Genomic DNA, 20,931 nt, shown 5'->3' with positions numbered 1-20,931 from the left:
AGCAGCTCAACGCGACCTCGCAGGGAATCCAGTCGCTGCGCGCCAATGCCGAGGCCGGCATCAACGACTCCGTCAACACCGCCAACAATGCGCTGCAGCAGATCGCACGCCTCAATGTCCAGCTGCAGGCCAATGGCGGCACACAGGACGCGTCGACCGCGGCGCTGCTCGATCAGCGCGATCGCTACGTCACGCAGCTTTCGCAGCTGATGGACATCCGCACCGTCACCAACAGCCAGAATCAGGTGACCGTGTTCACCAATTCCGGTGTGCAGCTGGTCGGCACTGAAGCTGCGTCGCTCAGCTTCAACGCCCAGGGGACGATGACGCCCAACGCACAGTACAATACCGACCCGACCAAGAGCACCGTCGGCACCATCACCATCACGTTCCCGCATGGCGGCACCTATGACATGGTGTCGACCAACTCGATCCGCTCCGGCAAGATCGCAGCCTATCTCGAGCTGCGCGACAACACGCTGGTGAAGGCCCAGGCGCAGATCGACCAGTTCGCGGCCTCGATGTCGAGCGCGCTGTCGGACAAGACGACCGCAGGCACCGCGGCGACGGCGGGGGCGCAGTCCGGCTTCGATCTCGATCTCTCGGGGCTGCAGAGCGGCAATACCATCCACGTCTCCTACAAGGACAACACCACCGGCCTGACGCATAATCTGTCGATCATCCGCGTCGACGATCCGAGCGTGCTGCCGCTGAGCAATACCGCGACCGTCGGTCCGAACGACGAGGTCTTGGGAGTGGACTTCTCCGGCGGCATGAGCTCGGTGCTGTCGCAGCTCAACGGGGCGCTCGGCGGACCCGGCCTTCAATTCTCCAATCCGTCCGGATCGACGCTGCGCGTGCTCAACGACGGCGCCGCCAACAAGGCCACTGTTACCGCGGCATCGGTCACGTCGACCGTCTCGTCGCTGACGTCGGGCAATCCGCAGCTTCCGCTGTTCACCGACAACGGCGGGCTCTATACCGGCGCGATCACCGCAAACGGCTCGCAGACGACCGGCCTTGCCGCACGCATCAGCGTCAACACCGCGCTGGTCGGCGATCCCTCGCGCATGGTGGTGTACTCGACCAATCCGCAGACGCCGGCCGGCGACACCACGCGCGCCAATCTCGTCCTGAACCAGCTCTCGAACGCGTCGTTCAGCTATTCGCCGCAAACCGGCCTTGGCACCACCGGCGCGCCGTTCACCGGCACGCTGCTGAACTTTGCCAAGCAATTCATCAGCCAGCAGGGCGAATCGGCGACGGCGGCCAAGCAATTGGCTGATGGTCAGGACGTCGTGCTCAACACGCTGCAGACCAAGATGGACTCGACCTCCGGCGTCAACATGGACGAGGAGATGGCGCATCTGCTTTCGCTCCAGAACGCCTACTCCGCCAATGCGCGCGTGATGTCGTCGATCAAGCAGATGTACGACGCGCTGCTGCAGCTCACGTGAGGGTAACATGTCGATCGACGGCGTTAGCGGCAGAACTTCCTATATCGGCACCAACATCCTCAACCTGCGGAATCAGCTCAATGACCTGACGACGCAGCTCGCGACGGGCAAGGTATCGACGACCTATGCGGGGCAGGGGCTCGACCGCGGCTTTGCGCTCAGCCTGCGCGCGCAGATCAGCAGCATCAACGCGTTCTCCGACACCGCCACCAACCTCAACACGCGTTTGAGTGTCGCCAATCTCACCTTGCAGGGGCTGTCCGACGTCGGCAGCCAGGTGAAGAACGCCTCGACGACGGCGACGTTGACCCTCAACGAGGGTGGCCAGACCTCGGGGCAGATCACGGCGCAGGCCGCCTTCGCCAACGCGGTCGCGATGCTCAACAGCCAGTCGGGCGATCGCTACCTGTTCTCCGGCCGAGCCATGGACACACCGGCCACCGTCTCCGCCGACACCATGTTGAAGGGCACGGCAACCCAGGCCGGCCTCACCCAGCTCATCAATGAGCGCAAGCAGGCCGATCAGAGCGCCAACATGATGGGGCGCCTGAGCGTCTCGTCGCCGCCGGCGACCACGACGGTAACCAGCGTTGCGGAGGACGGCTCGCCTTTCGGCCTGAAGCTCCTGTCGGTGCAGTCGTCGTTGACCGGCGCCACGGTGACGCAGCCGACCGGCACGCCGAAGTCGGCCTCGGTCGATCTCGGCGCTGTCAATCCGAAGGAAGGCGACAAGATCAAGTTCAACTTCACGCTGCCCGACGGCACCACCGATGCGATCGAACTCACGGCGACGGCGACGAACCCGCCGCCGGCCGGTTCGTTCCTGATCGGCGCCGACACCACGGCGACAACGGCGAACCTTCAGTCGACGCTGACCTCGTCCATCAAGACGTTGAGCGATACGTCGCTGGTCGCCGCCTCTGCGGTCGCGGCGTCCAACAATTTCTTCAATCCGGTCGCAACCGTTTCGGGCGCAGCCGTCAACAACCAGAACACGCCGCCGGCGCCGATCAGCGGCAGCACCGTCCTCTCGGGCGCAGCGGGCACCGACTCGTTGTCGACGAGCTTCGCGACCGGTGACACTATCACGGTGAACGGCACCCCGATCACCTTCGTGGCCTCCGGCGCAACCGGAAATCAAGTCAACATCACCGACAGCGTGCAGACGCTGATGGCGAAGATCGACCAGGTCAGCGGCACCAAGAACCCGTCGACGATCAGCAACGGTGTGATCAACCTGCACGGCGCCGACGGCCAGAGCCTGTCGATATCGAGCTCCAATACAGCGGCACTCGGCGCGCTCGGCATCGCCAACAATACGACCGCGGCCCCGGCGCCACTCAGGGTCGGGGGGCCGCCGTTCAACACGGCGACCAGCCTGGTCGCCGGTACGCCCGCCAACACCGTCTACTGGTACACCGGCGAGAATGGCCCGGGATCGGCGCGCGGCACCGCCGTGGCGCAAGTCGATCAGTCGATCACCGTGCAATATGGCGCGCGCGCCAACGAGCAGGCGTTCCGCTATCTGCTGCAGAATGTCGCGGTGTATGCCGCGGTGACCACCAACGCCAGCAACCCGAATGCGAGCGCGCAGGTGACGGCGCTCGCGCAGCGCGTGAGTGCCAACCTCGCCCCGCAGAACGGTCAGCAGCAGATCCAGGACGTGCAGGCTGAGTTCGCCGGTGCCCAGACGGCGACCAAGGCGGCGACCGATCGCCAGACCCAGCTCAAGGCAATGGCGGAAACGATGCTCGACTCGGTCGAGGGCGTCAATCAGGACGAGGTCGCGACCAAGATCCTCGCGCTGCAGACCAGCCTGCAGGCGTCGTACCAGACCACGTCGATGCTGTATCAGACGACGCTGTTGAAATATCTGCCGGTCGGCTGATCGCTCGCCGCCCATCTCCAGCCAGCAAAAAGGCCTCCTCGCGGAGGCCTTTTTCGTTCAGGCGAGGGGAGGCTAGAGCGTTTTCAAACGAAGTGGAGGCCGGTTCGCGTGAAGAAAACGCGTCAAAACGAGAAGCTCTACGCGCTCTTGCGGGTGTCGTCCTGACTGGACTTTTGCGGGCCACGCACGCTTTCCAGCAGCTTCTCTTCGTGTGCGATCAGCTTCTTGGATTCCTTCAGCGCGTGATAGAGATCGCCGTTGAGGATGAAGTTGTTGACGCTTTCGATGAACGGCCAGGCGCTCGGCATCGCGGTGATGATGTCGCGCACTAGGCTGAAATAGGTCGGGTGGTGCGCCATCGGGTCGGGCGACAGATACATCAGCTGCACCGCGAGATAAATCAGCTTCGCCGGCGTATCCGCGGTCTCGGGCGTCAGGATGTCCTTCTCGCGCAGGATCGGGATCCGGTCACCGTCGATCAGCAGGCGGGCACGCTGATCGGTGTTGGTGATCACGCAATTGCCGACGATGATGCGCTCGTTCGGTTTGAGTTCGACCTTCAGGGCCATGACCGTTCTCCTTTGCCGGCAGACGCGCGATGTCGCCGCCAGCGGAACATGTTCGGCTCTGCTTAGCAGCCGCCGTTGCGGCACGGGGCCGATGCGACAGTGATCCTTTCCCATGATGGTTAATGCTTGGTGAACAGGGGACGCGCCCGGGCGCTGGCATCCGGCCGGAATCAGCAATCGTCTCAGTAGTTTTCACGGCGAGCTTCGCCTAACCGCGACAATTTTATTCTTCTGCATTTGTCTCAAATGCCGTGCTGGAGATTTCTTTTTCCTTCGCGGCTCGGCCCGCAGGATCGGCCATCCGCCCGGTCAGAAAGGATTGGCGCGGTTTTTTCCTCAGTTTCACACCAGAAAGGTATGAAAATGTCCGGTATCATTCTCTCCTCCTCCGTTCGTCAGAATCTCCTCTCCCTCCAGTCCACCGCCGATCTGCTCTCCACCACGCAGAACCGTCTTGCCACCGGCAAGAAGGTCAACACGGCGCTCGACAACCCGACCAACTTCTTCACCGCGCAGTCGCTCGACAACCGCGCCAGCGACATCAACAACCTGCTGGACGGCATCGGCAACGGTGTGCAGGTGCTGCAGGCTGCCAACACCGGCATCACCTCGCTGCAGAAGCTGGTCGATACCGCGAAGTCGATTGCCAACCAGGTGCTGCAGAGCCCCACCGGCTACACCACCAGGTCGCAGGTCAATTCGACCGCGGCGCTCGGCGGCACGGCGGCCAACCTCGTCGACGGTACCACGATCAAGAGCGGCGACGTTCTGGCGATCGCGGCTTCGGCCGGTCAGCCCGCCTTCAGCTTCACCTTCGGGGCCAGCAGCTCGCTGGCGCAGCTGAACACCGCGCTGTCGGCCAGCAACCTGACGGCGAGCCTCGACAGCTCCAACAAGCTCGTCATCACCACGACCAATGACGCGGCGTCCTCGACGATCGGTGCGGTGACCTTCACCAACACCGGCGGCGGTACCGCGACGTTCAGCGCAGCCGGCACGGCTCCGGTTGCCGATTCGGCCTCGCAGTCGGCGCGCGCCGCCCTGGTGACGCAGTACAACAACACCATCGCGCAGATCACGACCACGGCGCAGGATTCGTCGTTCAACGGCATCAACCTGTTGAACGGCGACAACCTCAAGCTGACCTTCAACGAGACCGGCAAGTCCACGCTCGCAATCAGCGGCGTCAAGTTCGACGCTGCAGGCCTCGGCCTGAAATCGCTGGCCGCGGGCACCGACTTCCTCGACAACAACTCGGCAAACAGCGTTATCGCCTCGCTGGGCACCGCGAGCTCCTCGCTGCGCAGTGAAGCCTCGACGCTGGGTTCGAACCTCTCGATCGTGCAGATCCGTCAGGACTTCTCCAAGAACCTGATCAACGTGCTGCAGACCGGTTCGTCCAACCTGACGCTGGCCGATACCAACGAGGAGGCGGCCAACAGCCAGGCGCTGTCGACCCGCCAGTCGATCGCGGTCTCTGCACTGGCGCTCGCCAACCAGAGCCAGCAGAGCGTGCTGCAGCTGCTCCGCTAAGCGCACCGACAAGCACTTCGAGAACGGCGGGGGCAACCCCGCCGTTTTTCTTTATCTCCGGGATATTACGGTATCTGGCTGTGCCGTCGGAACGGCGCATTTCGTAACGGCCGCTAACCATATTTAAAGGCCGCGAATGCATAAATATCGGGCGCTAGAATTGCGTCTCCGCGGCTCGAGAAATCCGCATCCCATCGAGGTCATTAATGTCGAATGCAGCCCAGGCCTACGCTCGTACGTCCACGACGACGGCGTCCCCACGTGAGATCGAGGCGCAGGCGCTCTTGAAGGCGGCCCGTCAGCTGCAGGAAGTCCAGGCGAACTGGAACGGCCTCGACAAGGCACTCGATCACGCATTGCTGTTCAATCGCCGCTTGTGGTCGATCTTTCTCAGCGCGGCAGAGGGCGCTGACAATCCGCAGCCGCTCGAGGTGCGTCAGAACATCGCCAACATCAGCGTGTTCGTGATGAAACAGACCATCGACATCCAGATGAATCCGGACCCGGCGAAGCTGAAGTCGCTGATCGACATCAACTGCAACATCGCCGCCGGCCTCTCGGGCCGCGGCTGATCGACCGGTTCGCAGCGGAGCTCCCGGCATGGCCGACGTGTTGAGCATCCTGTCCGCCAACTACAAGGCCGCGGGCCTGACGGTCCCGTCGAAGACGCCGTATGTGGCTGTCGATCCGAAGCTCTATGAGGGCAGCTGGAGCGGGAAGTATGCCAACAACAAGTCGTTCAACATCTCCGTGTCGAACGTCGATGGCTTCCGCGCCAAGGTCCATTATCAGAGCGACGGCACCAGCAAGTATCAAGACGTCCTGATCAAGGACGGCGCGTTCCGGGTCGGCGATACCAAGTTTTCGCTGGTGCAACAGGGAACGGCGTTGATCGCCAATGTCGTCACCGATCCGGCCACCGGATCGACCTATCTCGACAAGGCCTACGCCACACAGAAGTGAGGGGCCGATCGCTTGCGTTACGCGCGGCGGTCGGTCGCGCGCGCCCGCGTCGGCGCGTCCTTGCTGAGATCGAGTGCGTGGAAATAGGCGCGGCGGCGCAATACGGCTTCTTCCGGAAACTGCCTCACCACCAGGTTCGTGCGATTGTCGACCACCTGGTAGACCACGGCACGCGCATCGCGGTCGATGATGACCTGGTCGGTGACCGACGGCGCCTGATTTGAAATCGATGCATTGACGGCGTTGGGGTCGATCGTGACGCGGACGCTCGGCTCCGGAGCGGTGACGCTCTGGCTCGCGGGCAATTCGGTCTTCACCGCCTTCTGCGCCGTATCGCTCACGGGAGTGATCATCGGCGCTGCAACCGGTGCCCCCACCGGCTTGATGCTGAAATCTGTACTCATGGCAGCCTCGTAGTGCACAGGCACTAGTTCGCTTGAGTCAAATCCCAACCCCTCACGATCCGCAACTCTACGGGGAACCTCTCAACAGGGTGTTAGAGAACACGCTGAATTCCGCGCTGCCAGGGTAGCGTCGAATTGAGCTAAATTGTCGGCATGCCTGCGTCAAAGCGTGCGGCTGACGGCGATCGGCGTCATGTTGCGCGGGCCCGGCGCAGCCCGCTGTCCGTTCGCTGTGTAGGTGTTCGGGATGTTGCGCCGCTGCACCTCGGCATTGACGCCGCGGACGATGCCCTCGGAGACGGCGTGCGCGGTCGCAAGCACGGTCAGGTTGACCTGCAGCAGGGCGCGGAACGTCTCATGATGACGCCGCAGTGTCGCAAGCAGTTCGGGATCGGTCTGCGCCAGCATCTTCTGCATCGATTTCAGATGCTCGACCGCGAGCATATAGCGCCGCGACAGATCGGACTTCTGCGCCTCGAGTCGCATGCCCTCGCGGATCTTGCCGGCGCGAACGAATTCGGTCTCCTGCTCGACGACGACGAGCAGCGCGCTCATCACTTCGGTCAGCTCGTTGGCGAGACGCGCGACATCGGGAGGCGTCGACGTCGCGGGCCGCGCGGCGGGAGCGGAGGCTGGACGGTGCTGTGGACGCTGGTTCATCGCGCTGCTCCTCGAAACAGAATTAGCTCTTGTTCGCCTGCTGCAGGATCAGCGAGCGGAACACTTCGTTGGAAATGCCGACGCCGCCAGATTTGGCGAAGTTCTTCGAATATTCGTCGGTCAGCATCGAGCGCCACGCACCGGTGCCGACGGTGTCGCCGTACGGGCCTTCGCCCTTCAGGCCGGTCGTCATCTGCGAGAACATCGAATTGAGGAACATCGATTCGAAATCGGTGGCGGTTGCCTTTGCCTTGGTGATCTGCTGCGGCGTCACCTTCTTCATCGCATCCTGAAGCACGGGATCGGGACGGCCGTTGAACATCGGCGTCAGCGCCTTGTTCGGCATGCTGCCGGTGGTGCTGTTGATCAGGCTCGCCATCACATCACCTCGATGTCGGCTTCGATCGCGCCGGCGGCCTTGATCGCCTGCAGGATGCTGATGAGGTCGCGCGGTCCGATTCCGAGTCCGTTGAGGCCGTCGACGAGCTGCTGCAGCGAGACGCCGCTTCTGACGAGCGCAAATTTTTTGCCGTCTTCGCTGACGCCGACGCTGGTGCGCGGTGTCACGACCGTTCGGCCACGCGACAGCGGATTGGGCTGGCTGACCTGCGGGGCTTCCGAGATCGTGACGGTGAGGTTGCCCTGTGCCACCGCGACGGTCGCGACGCGCACGTCGCGGCCCATCACGATGATGCCGGAGCGCTCGTCGATCACGATCTTCGCGGTGAGGTCGGGATCGACCTGCAACTGCTCGATCTCGGTCAGGAAGGCGACGACGTTACCCTTGAACTCCGATGGGACCGAGAGCTGCACCGTAGAGGGATCGATCGGCTCGGCAGTCTTGACGCCGAGATAGTCGTTGACCGCGGCGGCGATCCGCTTGGCGGTGGTGAAATCGGCGTTGCGCAGCGCGAGCCGTACGTTCGGCAGGCGGTTGAGCGCGAACTCGATCTCGCGTTCGATGATGGCGCCGTTGGCGATCCGGCCGACCGTCGGCACGCCGCGCACGACGCTGGCGGCGGCGCCCTCGGCCGCGAAGCCGGCGACCGCTACCGATCCCTGCGCCACCGCATAGACATTGCCGTCGGCGCCGAGCAGGGGGGTGACGAGCAGGGTGCCGCCCTGCAGGTTCTTGGCGTCGCCGAGCGCGGAGACGGTGACGTCCATGCGCGTGCCCTGAGTGCCGAATGCCGGCAGATTGCCGGTCACCATGACGGCGGCGACGTTACCGGTGCGGATGGTAGCGCCGCGGATGTTGACGCCCATGCGTTCGAGCATGGCTTGCAGCGATTGCTTGGTGAAGGGGATGTTGTTGAGCGTGTCGCCGGTGCCGTTGAGGCCGACCACGAGGCCGTAACCGATCAACTGGTTCTGGCGCACGCCCTCGATATTGGCGAGATCCTTGATCCGCGACGTCGCGGCCGCCGGCATGACGGAGGCCGCCAGCGTCAGCAACGCGGCGCAGGCCACTCCGAATAAACTTGCGATGCGGATGCCGGGCATCCCGATGCTCCCCTCGAACTGAACTCGCGGATCACGCGACACTCCCATGACGGGCGATCCGCCATTAACCATGCGAGCTGCGTGCCAGTTCGTTTCGCTGGGGCAATGTATTGATATATTTATCGAAATTGTCTGCTCGCGGTTTGGCTTGGGTTGGCCAGGGAGCGCGAAACTGCCGTGCGGCGGCAGAAATTGCCGGGTCGTTTACGTGTCGTTAACCATAAAACGGCGATGCTCGCGGCATTCAGGCCTGCGGGATCATCGCGATGCGCATCTACGGACCGAACGGCACCACGCTTGGCACGTCCACCAGTTCCACGCGGCGGACCTCGTCGAGCGGCTTCTCGCTGCCGGATGCGACGACTGCACAGGAGGAGGTGCGCTCCACCGCCGCGCCGAAGGCCGCGGCCAGCCTGGACGCGCTGCTCGCGTTGCAGGGCGTCGAAGACCCGACCGAACGCCGCAAGCGCTCGGTGGCCCGCGGCAAGGGCGCACTCGACGTGCTCGACGCGCTCAAGCTCGGACTGCTGTCCGGCAATTTCGATTCCTCCACCGTGAACCGGCTGCGCGACGCTGCGGCGAGCCTGAAGGAAACCTCCGGTGACCCCGGCCTCGATGCCGTGCTCGGCGAGATCGAGCTGCGCGTCGAAGTCGAGCTCGCCAAGGCTGGACAGTATTAAGCTCCTCCATCAACCAACCTGCCTCACGCCGCCAGCGCCTTGCGCTGTGCGTCGTAGCGGCGTTGCGCGGCCAGCACCTCCTTCAGATTTTGTTCGGCCCAATCCCGTAGCGGATCGACCGCTTCGGCGAGCGTCGATCCGAGCGGCGTGATCGAATACTCCACGGTGACCGGAACGGTTGCGATCGCTCGGCGTCGCAGCAGCCCGTCGCGCTCCAGGCTCTTCAACACCTGCGACAGCATCTTCTGCGAGATGCCTTCGATGGCGCGGCGGAGCTGGTTGAAGCGCATCGGCTCGCTGCGCAGCAGCAGCAGGATCAGCACTGCCCATTTGTCGCCGACCCTGTCGAGGATCTGGCGCGTCGGGCAATTGGCGGCATAGGCGTCCGGCTTCAGGCTCGCGGCTTTCATCGGGTTACTCCGGCGTAATCAGGTGAGACAATAGTACCTTCTTCACACTTACATCCATTTCGCTATCTAGTCACCATTGGAAACCATCAATCGGAGACTTGAGATGAAGATCGCCATCGCCGGCGCATCCGGCCAGGCCGGCTCGCGACTCACCGCGGAACTCGCCCGCCGCGGCCATGCCGTCACCGCCATCGCCCGCAACCCGGAGAAGATCGCCAGCCTCGCCAATGTCACCGCCCAGAAAGGCGATGTGAACGATCAGGCCGCCCTGGCCGCGCTGTGGGCCGGCCACGACGCCGCGATCAGTTCCGTCCATTTCTCGGTCAGCGACCCCGTCAAGCTGATCGGGGCGGCCAAGGCGTCCGGGGTGGGCCGCTATCTGGTGGTCGGTGGCGCCGGCAGCCTCGAGGTGGCTCCCGGCGTCCGCCTGGTGACCACCCCCAATTTTCCACCCCAATACAAGGCCGAGGCCTCCAAGGGCGCCGAATTCCTCGACCTGCTGCGGCTGGAGAAGGACCTGAACTGGACCTTCCTGTCGCCCTCGGCGCTGTTCGTGGCGGGCGAGCGGACAGGCAAGTTCCGCCTCGGGACCGACCAGCTTCTGACCGCTGCCGACGGCAAAAGCTCGATCTCGTTTGAGGATTTCGCAGTTGCACTCGCCGACGAAATCGAGCGCCCGGCCCATATCCGACAGCGCTTTACGGTCGGTTATTGAGGCCTCAGGGCGGCCCCCGGGCAGGGCGGATAAGTTTGCCTGTGCAAGGCCTTGGGGGCAGCCCGCCATTCGCGGTGGCAGATATTGTCTGTCACATGACGTGGCTATATAAGGCGCCGCGCGGAGGGGTTTTGTTCCCTCCGCCTGACAGGGACATGGCTGCCTTTGGAAAAGCTGAAGAACTACCGGCCGACTGAAAAAGAGCCTTTCATGAATGAGCGGCAGCGCGACTATTTCCGCGCCAAGCTGCTGGCCTGGAAGGATGAGATCCTCCGCGAATCGAAGGTCACGCTGCAGACGTTGCAGGAAGAGAACGTCAATCATCCCGACCTCGCGGACCGAGCTTCCTCGGAAACCGACCGCGCGATCGAACTTCGTGCCCGTGATCGTCAGCGCAAGCTGATCTCCAAGATCGACGCGGCGCTCCAGCGCATCGAAGACAACACCTACGGCTATTGCGAAGAGACCGGTGACCCGATCTCGTTGAAGCGGCTCGAAGCCCGCCCGATCGCAACGCTGTCGGTGGAGGCGCAGGAACGCCACGAGAAGCGCGAGAAGGTCTATCGCGACGAGTAACGGCGGCGGATCGCCCCCACTGATTGGTTCCGGCGCGCACCGGTTGCAGGTTCGCGCCGCCATGACGACACGCACTCTCAATATCGCATCGGTCTTCTTCCTGGGCTGATCTCGTTTCCGCCAGGAAACACGCTTCCGCACAGAAGCGCTGATCGTCCCCCCCGAGCTTGGGCTCGCGGGATTCCAGTGAACCGAATGGACCGGCCAGGTTCCGCGCATCGCGGACCAATGATGGCCGGCGACAATTTGAGAGACAATCATGATTGGTGGAGACGACGCGCGCGCTGAGCGGCGCGCAAGTCGAGCAATTCATTGATAGGTCTTCGACCACGCCAGCAATTCGCGAAACGCCGGCGTCAGGCTCCACGCCGAATCCGTCAGTCCGTATTCGACCTGCAACGGCTTCTCGGCAAGCACCTTGCGTGCCACCAGGCCGTCGCGCTCGAGCTCGCGCAGTTGCGCGGTCAGCACGTGCTGGGTGATCGGCACGAGCGCGCGGCGCAGCGCGCCGAACCGCACGCCGCCGTTCATCAGCGTGAACAGGATCTCGAGCTTCCATTTTCCCCCGAGCGCGTGGATCGCGTGCTTGAACTCGATCAGCAGGGTGGGGTCGGTTGGGCAGCCCTCGCATTCACCCGTCACATAGATCGCTGGTATTGTTTTCCATACCGGTCTCGAATTTCATCCTACTTGTTCAATGTCAGATAGTGACCAGATGCGGCCTGTGCAGGGTGGACGGTGCAACAGCCCGCCTGCCGAACCATGAAGAGGGCAGGGACATGAGCACGGTTTTGGTCACGGGCGGGTCGGGGTTCATCGGTGCGCATACCATTCTGCAACTGCTCGCCGACGGGCATGCGGTGCGAACCACCGTGCGCAATCCGGATCGCAGCAGGGACGTGATCGCGATGCTGCGCGAGGGCGGCGCTGATACGGCCGACCAGGTCGGCTTCGTCACCGCCGATCTGCTGCGCGACGACGGCTGGCGCGAGGCGGTCACGGGGTGCGATTATGTGCTGCATGTCGCATCGCCGCTCGGATCGCACGTGCCCGAGGACGAGAACGAGCTGATCGTCCCGGCGCGCGAAGGCACGCTGCGGGTGTTGCGCGCGGCGCGCGACGCTGGTGTCAGGCGCGTCGTCGTGACATCGTCCTTTGCGGCGATCGGCTACGGCCATCCGCCGCAAGCCAGGCCGTTCGATGAGACCGTGTGGTCCAATCTCGATGGGCCCGACGTGCAGGCCTATCCGAAATCCAAGACGCTGGCCGAGCGCGCCGCCTGGGACTTCGTCGCACGCGAAGGCAATGGCCTCGAGCTCGCCGTGGTCAATCCGACCGCGGTGTTCGGTCCGGCGCTCGGGCCTGATTTCTCCGAGTCGATCGGGATCATCAAGGCGCTGCTCGACGGCGCTATGCCGGCGGTGCCGCGGATCCATTTCGGGCTCGTCGACGTGCGCGATGTCGCCGATCTGCACCTGCGCGCCATGACGTCGCCCAAGGCCAAGTGCGAGCGGTTCCTCGCGGTCGCCGGCGACACCATGTCGGTGTTGCAGGTGGCTCGGGTGTTGCGCCGAAAGCTCGGCAGCAAGGCGCGGCGGGTGCCGCGGTTCCAGGCGCCAGACTGGATGATGCGGCTCGCCGCGCGGCGTAACCCGCTGGCCCGCGCCGCGCTGCCGCTGCTCGGCAAGGTGCGCCGCTCGACCAGCGCCAAGGCGCAAAACCTGCTCGGCTGGCGGCCGCGCGGCAATGAGGAGATGATCGTTGCGACCGCCGAGAGCCTGATCAGGCTTGGCTTGGTCAAGGCATGACGGCCGCTCCCGTCCAGCGTGCTTGCCAGACGCGTCGCCGAGTGCTGAATTGCCGCAAGCAGACGTCGGCGCCACCGCGCCGCCGAGAACATCAGGGAGGCTGCGCAGATGGATCGGGTCCTCGCGGCCGCAAAGGCGATCGCCGCCGCGCGCCGCAACCGCGCGCCGCTCAAGGCGCTTCCGAAGGACGTGGTGCCGCTTGACGAGGCCGAAGGCTATCGCGTGCAGTACGCGCTGCACGATCTGATGCAGCCGCAGGTCGGCAGCCTCGTCGGCTACAAGATCGGCTGCACCAGCGCGGTGATGCAGGAATACATCAACATCCCGCACCCCTGCGGCGGCGGCATATTCGAGAAGGTCGTGCATGACAGCGGCGTGCGGTTGCCGGCCGCCGACTTCGTCCATGTCGGCGTCGAATGCGAGATCGCGGTGCGGCTGGCACGCAATCTCGCGCCGAGCGAAGCGCCGTTCACCGCCGAATGGGTCGCGGAGGCGATCGAGGCCTATCATCCCGCGATCGAGATCGTCGATGACCGCTACGTCAAATGGGAGACGCTCGGCGCGCCGACGCTGATTGCCGACGACTTCTTCGCCGCCGGCTGCGTGCTCGGTGAGGCCGTGCCACGCATCACCGTACCCGATCTGCGCAAGGTCACCGGACGCGCGATCGTCAACGGCAAGGAGGAGGGGCGCGGCACCGGCGCCGATGTGCTGGGTCATCCTCACAACGCGCTCGCCTGGCTCGCCAATCATCTCGCCACCGAGGGCCGCGGCCTGCATGCCGGCCAGATCGTGATGACCGGCAGCCTGGTCAAGACGGTCTGGCTGAAGGCGGGCGATGCGGTCGTGATGGAGCTCGACGGTCTCGGCAAGGTGGAAGCGACGTTCACCTGATCGTTCATGCCCTCTACGATGGTCACTGTTTGCCCGGTTGACCGCTCGCGCACATCTGAATCGCGTCATCCCAAAGGCTCCTGACCGCGTCGAACAGCACGGTCAGCCGCGCATATTTGCGCTTGAACCAGAGGCCGACCTCGAAGCCGTCATCCGTCACCACCAGGCGATTGAATTCGTGTTGCAGGATGATCGTGATCTCCTCCGGGTATTTCTCGATCAAGGCGGCGGGAAGTTTCACGCCATCGGCCCGGGTTGCGAAGGTGACGTTGACCGGCCGGTCCTCCGCGGCGTGGCGGAGCGACGCCGTTATTTCGATTCGCTTCGCCGCGGTGTTGCAGGGCTCGGCACCGGCGCGCGCCGTCAACGAAGCCGCCAGCAGGAGCAGCACTCCAGCAATCCCAGCGCGCCGGCGCCACATCCGTGTTCTCCATGTCGCTCACATGGTCTCAGTGGCTGCGAGCTGCGCCGAGGTTCAAATCGCCGGCCGCATGCCGTCCGCGACGAGCTCGACCTTGCCGTCGACCAGCCGATAGACCGCACCGACGATCCTGAGCTTGCCCTGATCGACCGCGGCGCTGAGGATCGGCGTCGCCGATTTGAGCTTGGCGACATTGTCGATGACGTTCTGCCGGATCGCGTTGGCGAGCCGGTCACCCGAGCTGCCTGCGGTCGCCTTCACGGCCGGCGCGATCGCATTGACCAGCGAGGGCAGATGACCGGGCAGGGTGGTGTTGTCCTTCAGCGACTTGATCGCCGCGTCGACCGCCCCGCAGCTGTCATGGCCGAGCACCATGAACAGCGGCACGCCGAGCACGGACTGCGCATATTCCAGGCTTGCGATGGTCTCGTCGCTGGCGAAATTACCGGCGACGCGGCAGACGAACAGATCGCCACGGCCGGTGTCGAAGGCGTATTCCGGTGCGATGCGGGAGTCCGCACAACTCAGGATGCCCGCGAACGGGTTCTGTCCGCCGGCCAGCGCCTTGCGCTCGTGCTTGAAATCATGCCGCCGCGACACGCCGTCGACATAGCGGAGATTGCCCTTCACCAGCCGGTCGAGCGCCGCATCAGGCGGCAACACGTTCTGCCGCTTCGGCGGCCGCTTGGCCTCCTTGGCCGTCACAGCCGGCGCAAGGGCGAGGCTGACCGCGGTGCACGCCGCGGCAGCGAGGAAGAAGCGCCTGGAGGTTCGGCTGGAAGGTGTGATCTCGCAGAACTGGCACATCAAGGTTCTCCGTGAACGGGGACCGCATCCGCGCGATATGTGTAGGTCAGGCGCTGTGCCTTCGCAACGACCCGCCACATCCACAACCGTCGTCCGAGAGGCACGCTCCCTCCAGGCGTCGTCCCTGCTTTCGCAGGGACGACAGCGACAGCGTCGATGATGGCTTCGCTTCGCTCCGCCCATCCTACGAATCCACGATCCGTTCGCTGTCGTGAGATAACCATTGGGCTATGAGAATTCGACGAGGCTGGTCTCGAGACGTATCCAGCGGATAGCGTCGTGACCGGCTGTGGCTGGCGCCGTCGCTTCCCTATTGACTCATCCATAGCTCGCTGGTTATACGATAATCCATAACTAACGGGTTATTGATCGATGCCGGATGCCCATGATGTGCTGTTTCGAACGCTCGCAGACCCGACCCGGCGGGCGATCTTCGAGCGCCTGTGCCGCGAGGGCGAGCAGACCGTCGGCGCGCTGACGGCGCGGGCGAGAATTTCGCAGCCGGCGGTGTCGAAACATCTCGGCGTGCTGAAGCAGGCCGGGCTGGTGCGCGATCGCCATGAAGGAAGGCAGACGCATTACAGCGCGCAACTCGGCGCGCTGGCGCCGCTGATCGACTGGACCAGCCAGATGGCGGGCTTCTGGCAGAACCGGTTCGACCACCTCGAAGATCTTCTCAAAAGGATGGACCAATGAACAAGACCACGGCTGAGACGCGTTCCGCGATCGTGGAGCGCGAATTTCCCCATCCGCCGGAAAAGCTCTGGCGCGCGCTGACGCAACCGCATCTGATGGAGGAGTGGCTGATGAAGAACGACTTCAAGCCTGAGGTCGGGCACAGCTTCAATCTGCGCGGCGAGTGGGGCGGCGTGCTGGATTGCAAGGTGCTTACTGTGGAGCCGCACAGGACGCTGTCCTACACTTGGAATTTCGCGCATGAGGATGCGGCCTACAATCTCGAAAGCGTGGTGGTCTTCACGCTGACGCCAACGCCGCGCGGCACCCATCTGCGCGTCGAGCAATCCGGCTTCCAGCCCCATCAGAAGCAGGCCTATGGCGGCGCCCATGCCGGGTGGAAGCAGTTCCTTGAGAACCTCGATCAGCTGATGACGCGGCCGGAGTGAGGCCCGCGACGATCGCGCGTCGCAAATGACGTTGTACTCACACCATCCAACAGGAGGTCACATTGAACTGGAACAACTGCATCAGGCAATCGCACCGCTGGCTCTCGATCGCCTTCACGGTCGCCGTCATCATCAACATCGTTGCCATGGTCATGCAGCAGCAGGCCGTCTGGATCGGTCTGCTGGCGCTGTTCCCGCTGATCTTGATGCTGCTCAGCGGCCTCTATCTGTTCGCGTTGCCCTATCTGGCGCCGCGGCGGGGATCGACCTCGGGCTCACAAGCGTGATGCCCGGGCATCCCATGTGTGATTGCATAGGGCAGGCGGGGAACGCGAGGCAGACATGACGGCATCGGAACGTATCGACCAGATGATCGACGATCTCACCGACTGGCGCGGCAAGACGCTTGCCAGCCTGCGCAAGAGCATCCTCGCCGCCGACCCTGATATCATCGAGGAGTGGAAGTGGATGGGCAGTCCGGTGTGGTCGCGCGACGGCATCATTGCGGTCGGCAACGCCCACAAGGGCAAGGTGAAGCTGACCTTCATGTACGGTGCGCAACTCCCCGACCCGGACAAGCTGTTCAACACCGGCTTCGAGGGCAATGTGCGGCGCGCGATCGATCTGTTCGAGGGGGACAAGGTCAATGACCGCGCGCTGAAAGCGCTCATTCGTGCAGCGATCGAACTCAACCAGAGCAAGTCAAGGAAGCCGGCGAAGAAGGCCGCCGCGGGCACCCGCGCGACCGCGAAGAAGAAGGCGTGAGCTGCGCCGGCATGCTGATCGCGGTCCATCCGAGATGATCACGACCAGACTCGCCACGTCGTCGGATGCGGAAGCTATCTCCGGGCTGCTCGAGGCCAACAGCGGCGACCGGGGCGGGATGTTGCTCGGACAATGGCCGCGAGAGGTGATTGCCACACGCAACTCGAGCGGGCAGTCGATCGTGATCGCGACCGGCGAGAAGGGCCAGTTGCTCGGCGCGCTCCTGACCTCGGAGAAGGGGTTCGACGATGCCCCGCCGGTGCGGGCCATGTTGAAGGCCTGGCCGGGCGGTTCCGATGCTTATGTGTATGGTCCCGTATGCGTCTCCCAGGACGCGCGCGGTTTGGGAGTTCTGGACGCGTTATACGCCAAACTTCAGGTGACATTTCCCGGTCGCGAAGCGATCCTCTTCATTCGGGAAGACAATCTGCGCTCGCTCAACGCGCATCTGCGGCTCGGCATGCGCGAGGTCGCGCGATACGAATTTGCGGACAAGGTTTTCATTGTCCTGAGCAACGGGGCGTAGCCGAGGGTAGCCCGGATGAGCCGACTGGTCGCGCGAGCGTGCAGCCCCGGCTGCGGGCTTCACGCCTTCGTGTGCACGATGACCGGACCAGCCACCGCGGTGGCCTGGCCGATCAGCAATGGGCCGAGGTTGTCGTCGATCCAGGCCAGCGCGCGGCGGTTGGCTTCCTCGGCGCCGGCATAATTGTTGAAGACGCTGATCGCGGTAACCGTGTCGTCGCCGGCATAGACCACGTAATAGGCCATGAAGCCTTCGACGTCACTGATGATCGGAATTGCGCCTTCCTTGATCCGGCGCGCAAGTTCCTCGGCGCTACCGGACTTCGCCTTGGCGTGACGGATGGCGGCATACATGCGTTGCTCCTTCCGGCTACATCGATCGGGCGCGCTTCGCGCATAGGCGATGGTACGCCTGACCAGGCGAAGATGCCATCGGGATTGCGGACGGATGAGAGCGTTTTCGAGCGAAGCCCGTCCCGCACTTGATGCGGGATGGATACCGGCTCGCGTGAGGAAGACTCGTCAGGCTCTAGCTGAAACGCCTGCTCACGACGGTCGTGCGGCGGTCGGGGAGTTTCGGCAACCGCGCCACATCCGCGCGCGTCGTCGCCGTTCTTGGCCGCGGCGCGGGCTCCGGCTCCGGTTGCTGCAGAAACAGCGTCGCCTCGAACACCACGCCGGGGGCCTGCTTGGCCGTTCCCATGCACGTCGCGCGATTGCCGCTGAAGGTGCCGGTCAGCTGCGCCTCGACCTCGTCACATCCGAACACGGTGGTGAACGGGCCATCGGCATATCTATGCGTCGTCAGCACCGCGGTGAAGCGGTCCTCATCGAGCTGATAGGAGCCGCCATAGATGAACATGGCGTCGCCGCCGCTGATCCTGCCATTCGCGAGCTGGACTATTCCGGTGCCTTCGCCCCGCGGCGTCCGGAACCACGCCGCATATTGTCCGTCTCTCTGCATGACCGTCATACAAACAGAAACCCTGCGTTGTCGTCTAGCTACGTTGCAAGCGACGGGACTTCTACTGCGAGTTGTCGCAAGGGTTAACGAACCGAGAAGGTGATCGTGCGACTTGCGCGAAGCGGTATCGGACTGGTGCGCGGCGATCGTTCGCGTGCACGGCACCGGTCACAAGCGCGATGAGATTGGGCGAATCGTCGTCGCGCCTTGGCTCCTTGTTCGAGCATGATCTCCGCGCAAACGCGTTCCGCGTTTGTCGCGAGGGAAAACCGCTTCACACTTTTCCGGATCATGCTCCAAATGCCACGGCCCTCGCCAGGGGAGCTGACGAGGGCCGTGTTGGTACACCGCGCCGCGCCTAGGTTCGCGACGAGATGTGGGAGCTCGTAAAAGTCTTACTCAGGCATGATCCGCTTCCGAAAGCCGGTTCGCATTTTTCGGGATCACGCCGTCAGAAGGGCAAGAGCACGTCGAGGACCTGTTGACCGTAGCGCGGCTGTTGCACGTCGGTGATCTGGCCGCGGCCGCCGTAAGCGATGCGGGCCTGGGCGATCTTCGAGGAGTCGATGGTGTTGTCGCTCTGGATGTCCTCCGGACGCACGATGCCGGCCACGATCAGCTCGCGGATTTCGTAGTTGACCCGGATCTCCTGCTTGCCCTCGACCACCAGATTGCCGTTCGGCAGCAACTGGGTGACGACGGCAGCGACGTTGGTCTGCAGCGCCTCCTGGCGGTTCACCGAGCCCTTGCCGTCGCTGGAGGCGGTCGATTCGGCGGTCAGGATCTTGCCGGGCAGGATCTTGTTCGCCTGGGTGATGGTCTGCGATCCCAGGAAGTTGGTGATCGCTGAGTCTTCCGAATTGGCGCGGCTGCGCTGGGTTTCGTTGGCGATCGCGGCCTTGTCGGTGATGTTCACCGTGATGGTCAGGATGTCGCCGACGCGCGCGGCGCGCTGGTCCTTGAAGAAGGCGCGGGAACCGCTGCGCCACAGCGAGTTCGGGCTGTAGGAGGCGACCTCGGGCTTCGGCATCGGCATCTGCACCGGCTTGTAGCCGGGCTGCGTGGTCGGGTTCTCGATCTCCGTCAGCTTCGGCTTTTCACCGATCTGGGAGAGACGGTCGATCGACGAGCAACCGCTGGCGATCGTGCCGAGTGCGAGCAGCGCACCGGCCAGGATGAGGCGGTTGATACGGTACTGGGACATGAACTTTACTCGGCGTTTGGTGCGACTGAACTCAGCTTGACGGGAGCGGAATTTGAAGAGGTGGCGTCGGCTTCGGGTCCTGCTTGCGGGGTGGCGACCGTGATCGAGACCTCGCCGCGGCCGGTGACGACGCCGGAGACGGCACGCTTGGACTGCAAATTCATCACACTGACGACGTCACCCTCGGCGCCGCCATCCATCGCTTTGCCGCGGATGGTGAGATAGATGCCGGCGGTGCGGTAGATCAGCGTGACGTTCTGGTCGCGGGTGACGAGATCGGGTTTCGCCATGTCGGCTGTGCGCAGCGCCTGGCCGGCGCGGAGCTGGCGGCGCACCTGCATGCCGATGGTGCTGTCGCGCACCGCCGCGTCGTTGCCGATTTCGGCCTTCGGGCGGCGCTCGATCATCACGTCGGAGGCCTTCAGCACGTCGCCGCGCTCGACATTGCGCGTCAGCACGGCGGCCTCGATGGTCTCGATCGCCGTGCCGGTGAGGCGCATCTTGTAAGGAGCGGTGCCGGCGTCGTTGCCGATCTCGAAGGTCACGTCGAAGCGCGTCGAGCGCGCGTCGTAGCGCACCGCGATCGGCTGCATCGTGCCGGTGTTGGTGGCCTCGAGGCGGATATCGCCGGGATCGCGGTCGAAGGTCAGCGCGATGTTGCCGGCCCGGCCGAGCCCGTGGCGGCCCTCCAGCGCGCGCGACACCTGCTGCTCGATCTCCTTGCCGTCGATGGTGCGCGCGAGCCGCGTGACGGTGATCTCCTTCAGCTCGCGGGTGTCGACGCCGATCACCTGGTGACCGCGCAGGACGTTCAGAACCTGCGCGACCGGCAGCGTGCCAGTGGTGCCGAGGTCGGGCGCGCGGTAGATCGCGATGCTGCCGGCGTTGCCGGCATTGTCGATGAGGTCGCCGACCCGCACGATGTCGTCCGCGACCGTGATGCTGGCGCGCAGCGTCGGCACCGCGATGGCTTCGCTGCGGCTTTGCGCGGCAGCCGGCGCCACGGTCACCGCGAGGAGCGCGGCTGCGATCAGGAGTGAGCGGGCGATCATCGAGATCAT

28 protein-coding genes are annotated in these 20,931 nt (G+C 64.1%); 15 read left to right on the top strand and 13 right to left on the bottom strand.

Going from position 1 to position 20,931, the window contains the following annotated elements; translation table 11 throughout:
• Together FNJ47_RS16015 and FNJ47_RS16010 are read left to right on the top strand one after the other, a co-directional pair.
• Nucleotides 1-1,457, top strand: a 1,457-nt coding sequence (locus FNJ47_RS16015; RefSeq protein WP_163154670.1) for a flagellar hook-associated protein FlgK, incomplete at its 5' end; no start/stop codon positions are given.
• A 7-nt stretch (nt 1,458-1,464) separates the two neighbouring features.
• Entirely contained in the window at nt 1,465-3,345 is a 1,881-nt protein-coding gene (locus FNJ47_RS16010) for a flagellar protein (RefSeq protein WP_163154668.1), read from the top strand.
• Between the two features lie 137 nt (nt 3,346-3,482).
• Here FNJ47_RS16010 and flbT read toward each other — a convergent pair whose 3' ends face one another.
• Nucleotides 3,483-3,914, bottom strand: a complete 432-nt coding sequence (flbT, locus tag FNJ47_RS16005; RefSeq protein ID WP_163154666.1) for a flagellar biosynthesis repressor FlbT — start codon at nt 3,912-3,914, stop codon at nt 3,483-3,485.
• A 363-nt stretch (nt 3,915-4,277) separates the two neighbouring features.
• On the opposite strand from flbT, the gene FNJ47_RS16000 reads away from it, so the two are divergent.
• The 3 genes from FNJ47_RS16000 to FNJ47_RS15990 all read left to right on the top strand — a co-directional run bounded on the left by FNJ47_RS16000 (nt 4,278) and on the right by FNJ47_RS15990 (nt 6,410).
• Nucleotides 4,278-5,447, top strand: a complete 1,170-nt coding sequence (locus tag FNJ47_RS16000) for a flagellin N-terminal helical domain-containing protein (protein WP_163154664.1) — start codon at nt 4,278-4,280, stop codon at nt 5,445-5,447.
• A 206-nt stretch (nt 5,448-5,653) separates the two neighbouring features.
• Nucleotides 5,654-6,019: a flagellar biosynthesis regulator FlaF gene (gene flaF, locus FNJ47_RS15995; protein ID WP_050403500.1), complete on the top strand. Its 366-nt coding sequence runs from the start codon at nt 5,654-5,656 to the stop codon at nt 6,017-6,019.
• A 28-nt stretch (nt 6,020-6,047) separates the two neighbouring features.
• The gene (locus FNJ47_RS15990; RefSeq protein WP_097676407.1) at nt 6,048-6,410 is read left to right on the top strand and encodes a hypothetical protein; all 363 of its coding nucleotides are present in this window, start codon (nt 6,048-6,050) and stop codon (nt 6,408-6,410) included.
• Nucleotides 6,411-6,427: 17 nt separating this feature from the next.
• Here FNJ47_RS15990 and FNJ47_RS15985 read toward each other — a convergent pair whose 3' ends face one another.
• The 4 genes from FNJ47_RS15985 to FNJ47_RS15970 form a co-directional block, all read right to left on the bottom strand.
• Nucleotides 6,428-6,814 carry a hypothetical protein gene (locus FNJ47_RS15985; protein ID WP_165445707.1) on the bottom strand — a complete coding sequence of 129 codons (387 nt, stop codon included), beginning with the start codon at nt 6,812-6,814 and terminating at the stop codon, nt 6,428-6,430.
• Between the two features lie 162 nt (nt 6,815-6,976).
• Nucleotides 6,977-7,474 (bottom strand): hypothetical protein, encoded by a 498-nt coding sequence (locus tag FNJ47_RS15980; protein WP_163154662.1) that lies wholly within the window; start codon nt 7,472-7,474, stop codon nt 6,977-6,979.
• 22 nt (nt 7,475-7,496) lie between these two features.
• Nucleotides 7,497-7,853 carry a flagellar assembly peptidoglycan hydrolase FlgJ gene (gene flgJ / locus FNJ47_RS15975; protein WP_163154660.1) on the bottom strand — a complete coding sequence of 119 codons (357 nt, stop codon included), beginning with the start codon at nt 7,851-7,853 and terminating at the stop codon, nt 7,497-7,499.
• Nucleotides 7,853-8,977, bottom strand: coding sequence for a flagellar basal body P-ring protein FlgI (locus tag FNJ47_RS15970; RefSeq protein WP_163154658.1), 1,125 nt, complete (start codon nt 8,975-8,977; stop codon nt 7,853-7,855). The genes flgJ and FNJ47_RS15970 overlap by 1 nt, the downstream gene beginning before the upstream one ends.
• A 266-nt stretch (nt 8,978-9,243) precedes the next feature.
• Between FNJ47_RS15970 and FNJ47_RS15965 the strand changes: the two genes are divergently transcribed.
• Entirely contained in the window at nt 9,244-9,657 is a 414-nt protein-coding gene (locus FNJ47_RS15965) for a flagellar assembly protein FliX (RefSeq protein ID WP_163154656.1), read from the top strand.
• A 23-nt stretch (nt 9,658-9,680) separates the two neighbouring features.
• Here FNJ47_RS15965 and FNJ47_RS15960 read toward each other — a convergent pair whose 3' ends face one another.
• Complete coding sequence (locus FNJ47_RS15960) at nt 9,681-10,067, bottom strand: winged helix-turn-helix transcriptional regulator (RefSeq protein WP_074131694.1); 387 nt, start codon at nt 10,065-10,067, stop codon at nt 9,681-9,683.
• Between the two features lie 103 nt (nt 10,068-10,170).
• Between FNJ47_RS15960 and FNJ47_RS15955 the strand changes: the two genes are divergently transcribed.
• Both FNJ47_RS15955 and dksA read left to right on the top strand, forming a co-directional pair.
• A complete protein-coding gene (locus FNJ47_RS15955) occupies nt 10,171-10,782 on the top strand; it encodes an NAD(P)-dependent oxidoreductase (RefSeq protein ID WP_163154654.1) in 612 nt (203 codons plus the stop codon).
• Between the two features lie 210 nt (nt 10,783-10,992).
• Nucleotides 10,993-11,358, top strand: coding sequence for an RNA polymerase-binding protein DksA (dksA, locus tag FNJ47_RS15950; protein WP_021077973.1), 366 nt, complete (start codon nt 10,993-10,995; stop codon nt 11,356-11,358).
• Between the two features lie 309 nt (nt 11,359-11,667).
• On the opposite strand, the gene FNJ47_RS50515 is transcribed toward dksA, so the two are convergent.
• Nucleotides 11,668-12,000: a winged helix-turn-helix transcriptional regulator gene (locus FNJ47_RS50515; protein WP_347341674.1), complete on the bottom strand. Its 333-nt coding sequence runs from the start codon at nt 11,998-12,000 to the stop codon at nt 11,668-11,670.
• A 137-nt stretch (nt 12,001-12,137) separates the two neighbouring features.
• Between FNJ47_RS50515 and FNJ47_RS15940 the strand changes: the two genes are divergently transcribed.
• Together FNJ47_RS15940 and FNJ47_RS15935 are read left to right on the top strand one after the other, a co-directional pair.
• Nucleotides 12,138-13,166 (top strand): SDR family oxidoreductase, encoded by a 1,029-nt coding sequence (locus FNJ47_RS15940; protein ID WP_163154652.1) that lies wholly within the window; start codon nt 12,138-12,140, stop codon nt 13,164-13,166.
• Nucleotides 13,167-13,274: 108 nt separating this feature from the next.
• Nucleotides 13,275-14,060: a 2-keto-4-pentenoate hydratase gene (locus FNJ47_RS15935; protein WP_163154650.1), complete on the top strand. Its 786-nt coding sequence runs from the start codon at nt 13,275-13,277 to the stop codon at nt 14,058-14,060.
• A gap of 22 nt (nt 14,061-14,082) precedes the next feature.
• Here the strand turns inward: FNJ47_RS15935 and FNJ47_RS15930 are convergent, their stop codons facing one another.
• Both FNJ47_RS15930 and FNJ47_RS15925 read right to left on the bottom strand, forming a co-directional pair.
• The gene (locus tag FNJ47_RS15930; RefSeq protein WP_163154648.1) at nt 14,083-14,451 is read right to left on the bottom strand and encodes a ClpXP protease specificity-enhancing factor SspB; all 369 of its coding nucleotides are present in this window, start codon (nt 14,449-14,451) and stop codon (nt 14,083-14,085) included.
• An 84-nt stretch (nt 14,452-14,535) separates the two neighbouring features.
• The gene (locus FNJ47_RS15925) at nt 14,536-15,288 is read right to left on the bottom strand and encodes a carbonic anhydrase (protein ID WP_163154647.1); all 753 of its coding nucleotides are present in this window, start codon (nt 15,286-15,288) and stop codon (nt 14,536-14,538) included.
• A gap of 372 nt (nt 15,289-15,660) precedes the next feature.
• Between FNJ47_RS15925 and FNJ47_RS15920 the strand changes: the two genes are divergently transcribed.
• The 5 genes from FNJ47_RS15920 (at nt 15,661) to FNJ47_RS15900 (ending at nt 17,703) form a co-directional block, all read left to right on the top strand.
• Nucleotides 15,661-15,984 (top strand): ArsR/SmtB family transcription factor, encoded by a 324-nt coding sequence (locus FNJ47_RS15920; protein WP_163154645.1) that lies wholly within the window; start codon nt 15,661-15,663, stop codon nt 15,982-15,984.
• The gene (locus FNJ47_RS15915) at nt 15,981-16,412 is read left to right on the top strand and encodes an SRPBCC family protein (RefSeq protein WP_163154643.1); all 432 of its coding nucleotides are present in this window, start codon (nt 15,981-15,983) and stop codon (nt 16,410-16,412) included. Before FNJ47_RS15920 ends, FNJ47_RS15915 begins: the two co-directional genes overlap by 4 nt.
• A gap of 62 nt (nt 16,413-16,474) precedes the next feature.
• Nucleotides 16,475-16,699, top strand: a complete 225-nt coding sequence (locus tag FNJ47_RS15910; RefSeq protein ID WP_163154641.1) for a hypothetical protein — start codon at nt 16,475-16,477, stop codon at nt 16,697-16,699.
• A gap of 55 nt (nt 16,700-16,754) precedes the next feature.
• Nucleotides 16,755-17,177, top strand: a complete 423-nt coding sequence (locus tag FNJ47_RS15905) for a DUF1801 domain-containing protein (protein WP_163154639.1) — start codon at nt 16,755-16,757, stop codon at nt 17,175-17,177.
• Nucleotides 17,178-17,211: 34 nt separating this feature from the next.
• Complete coding sequence (locus FNJ47_RS15900; RefSeq protein ID WP_163154637.1) at nt 17,212-17,703, top strand: GNAT family N-acetyltransferase; 492 nt, start codon at nt 17,212-17,214, stop codon at nt 17,701-17,703.
• Between the two features lie 59 nt (nt 17,704-17,762).
• Here the strand turns inward: FNJ47_RS15900 and FNJ47_RS15895 are convergent, their stop codons facing one another.
• The 4 genes from FNJ47_RS15895 to flgA all read right to left on the bottom strand — a co-directional run bounded on the left by FNJ47_RS15895 (nt 17,763) and on the right by flgA (nt 20,931).
• The gene (locus FNJ47_RS15895) at nt 17,763-18,056 is read right to left on the bottom strand and encodes an antibiotic biosynthesis monooxygenase (RefSeq protein WP_163154635.1); all 294 of its coding nucleotides are present in this window, start codon (nt 18,054-18,056) and stop codon (nt 17,763-17,765) included.
• A 175-nt stretch (nt 18,057-18,231) separates the two neighbouring features.
• Complete coding sequence (locus tag FNJ47_RS15890) at nt 18,232-18,666, bottom strand: hypothetical protein (RefSeq protein WP_163154674.1); 435 nt, start codon at nt 18,664-18,666, stop codon at nt 18,232-18,234.
• A 451-nt stretch (nt 18,667-19,117) separates the two neighbouring features.
• On the bottom strand, nt 19,118-19,870 hold the full coding sequence (flgH, locus tag FNJ47_RS15885) for a flagellar basal body L-ring protein FlgH (protein WP_163154633.1): 753 nt from the start codon (nt 19,868-19,870) through the stop codon (nt 19,118-19,120).
• A gap of 5 nt (nt 19,871-19,875) precedes the next feature.
• Nucleotides 19,876-20,931, bottom strand: a complete 1,056-nt coding sequence (flgA, locus tag FNJ47_RS15880) for a flagellar basal body P-ring formation chaperone FlgA (protein WP_163154631.1) — start codon at nt 20,929-20,931, stop codon at nt 19,876-19,878.

It is taken from the genome of Bradyrhizobium uaiense (assembly GCF_010811875.1).
GTDB lineage: Bacteria > Pseudomonadota > Alphaproteobacteria > Rhizobiales > Xanthobacteraceae > Bradyrhizobium > Bradyrhizobium uaiense.
This window is presented reverse-complemented; position numbering and strand designations above follow the sequence as displayed.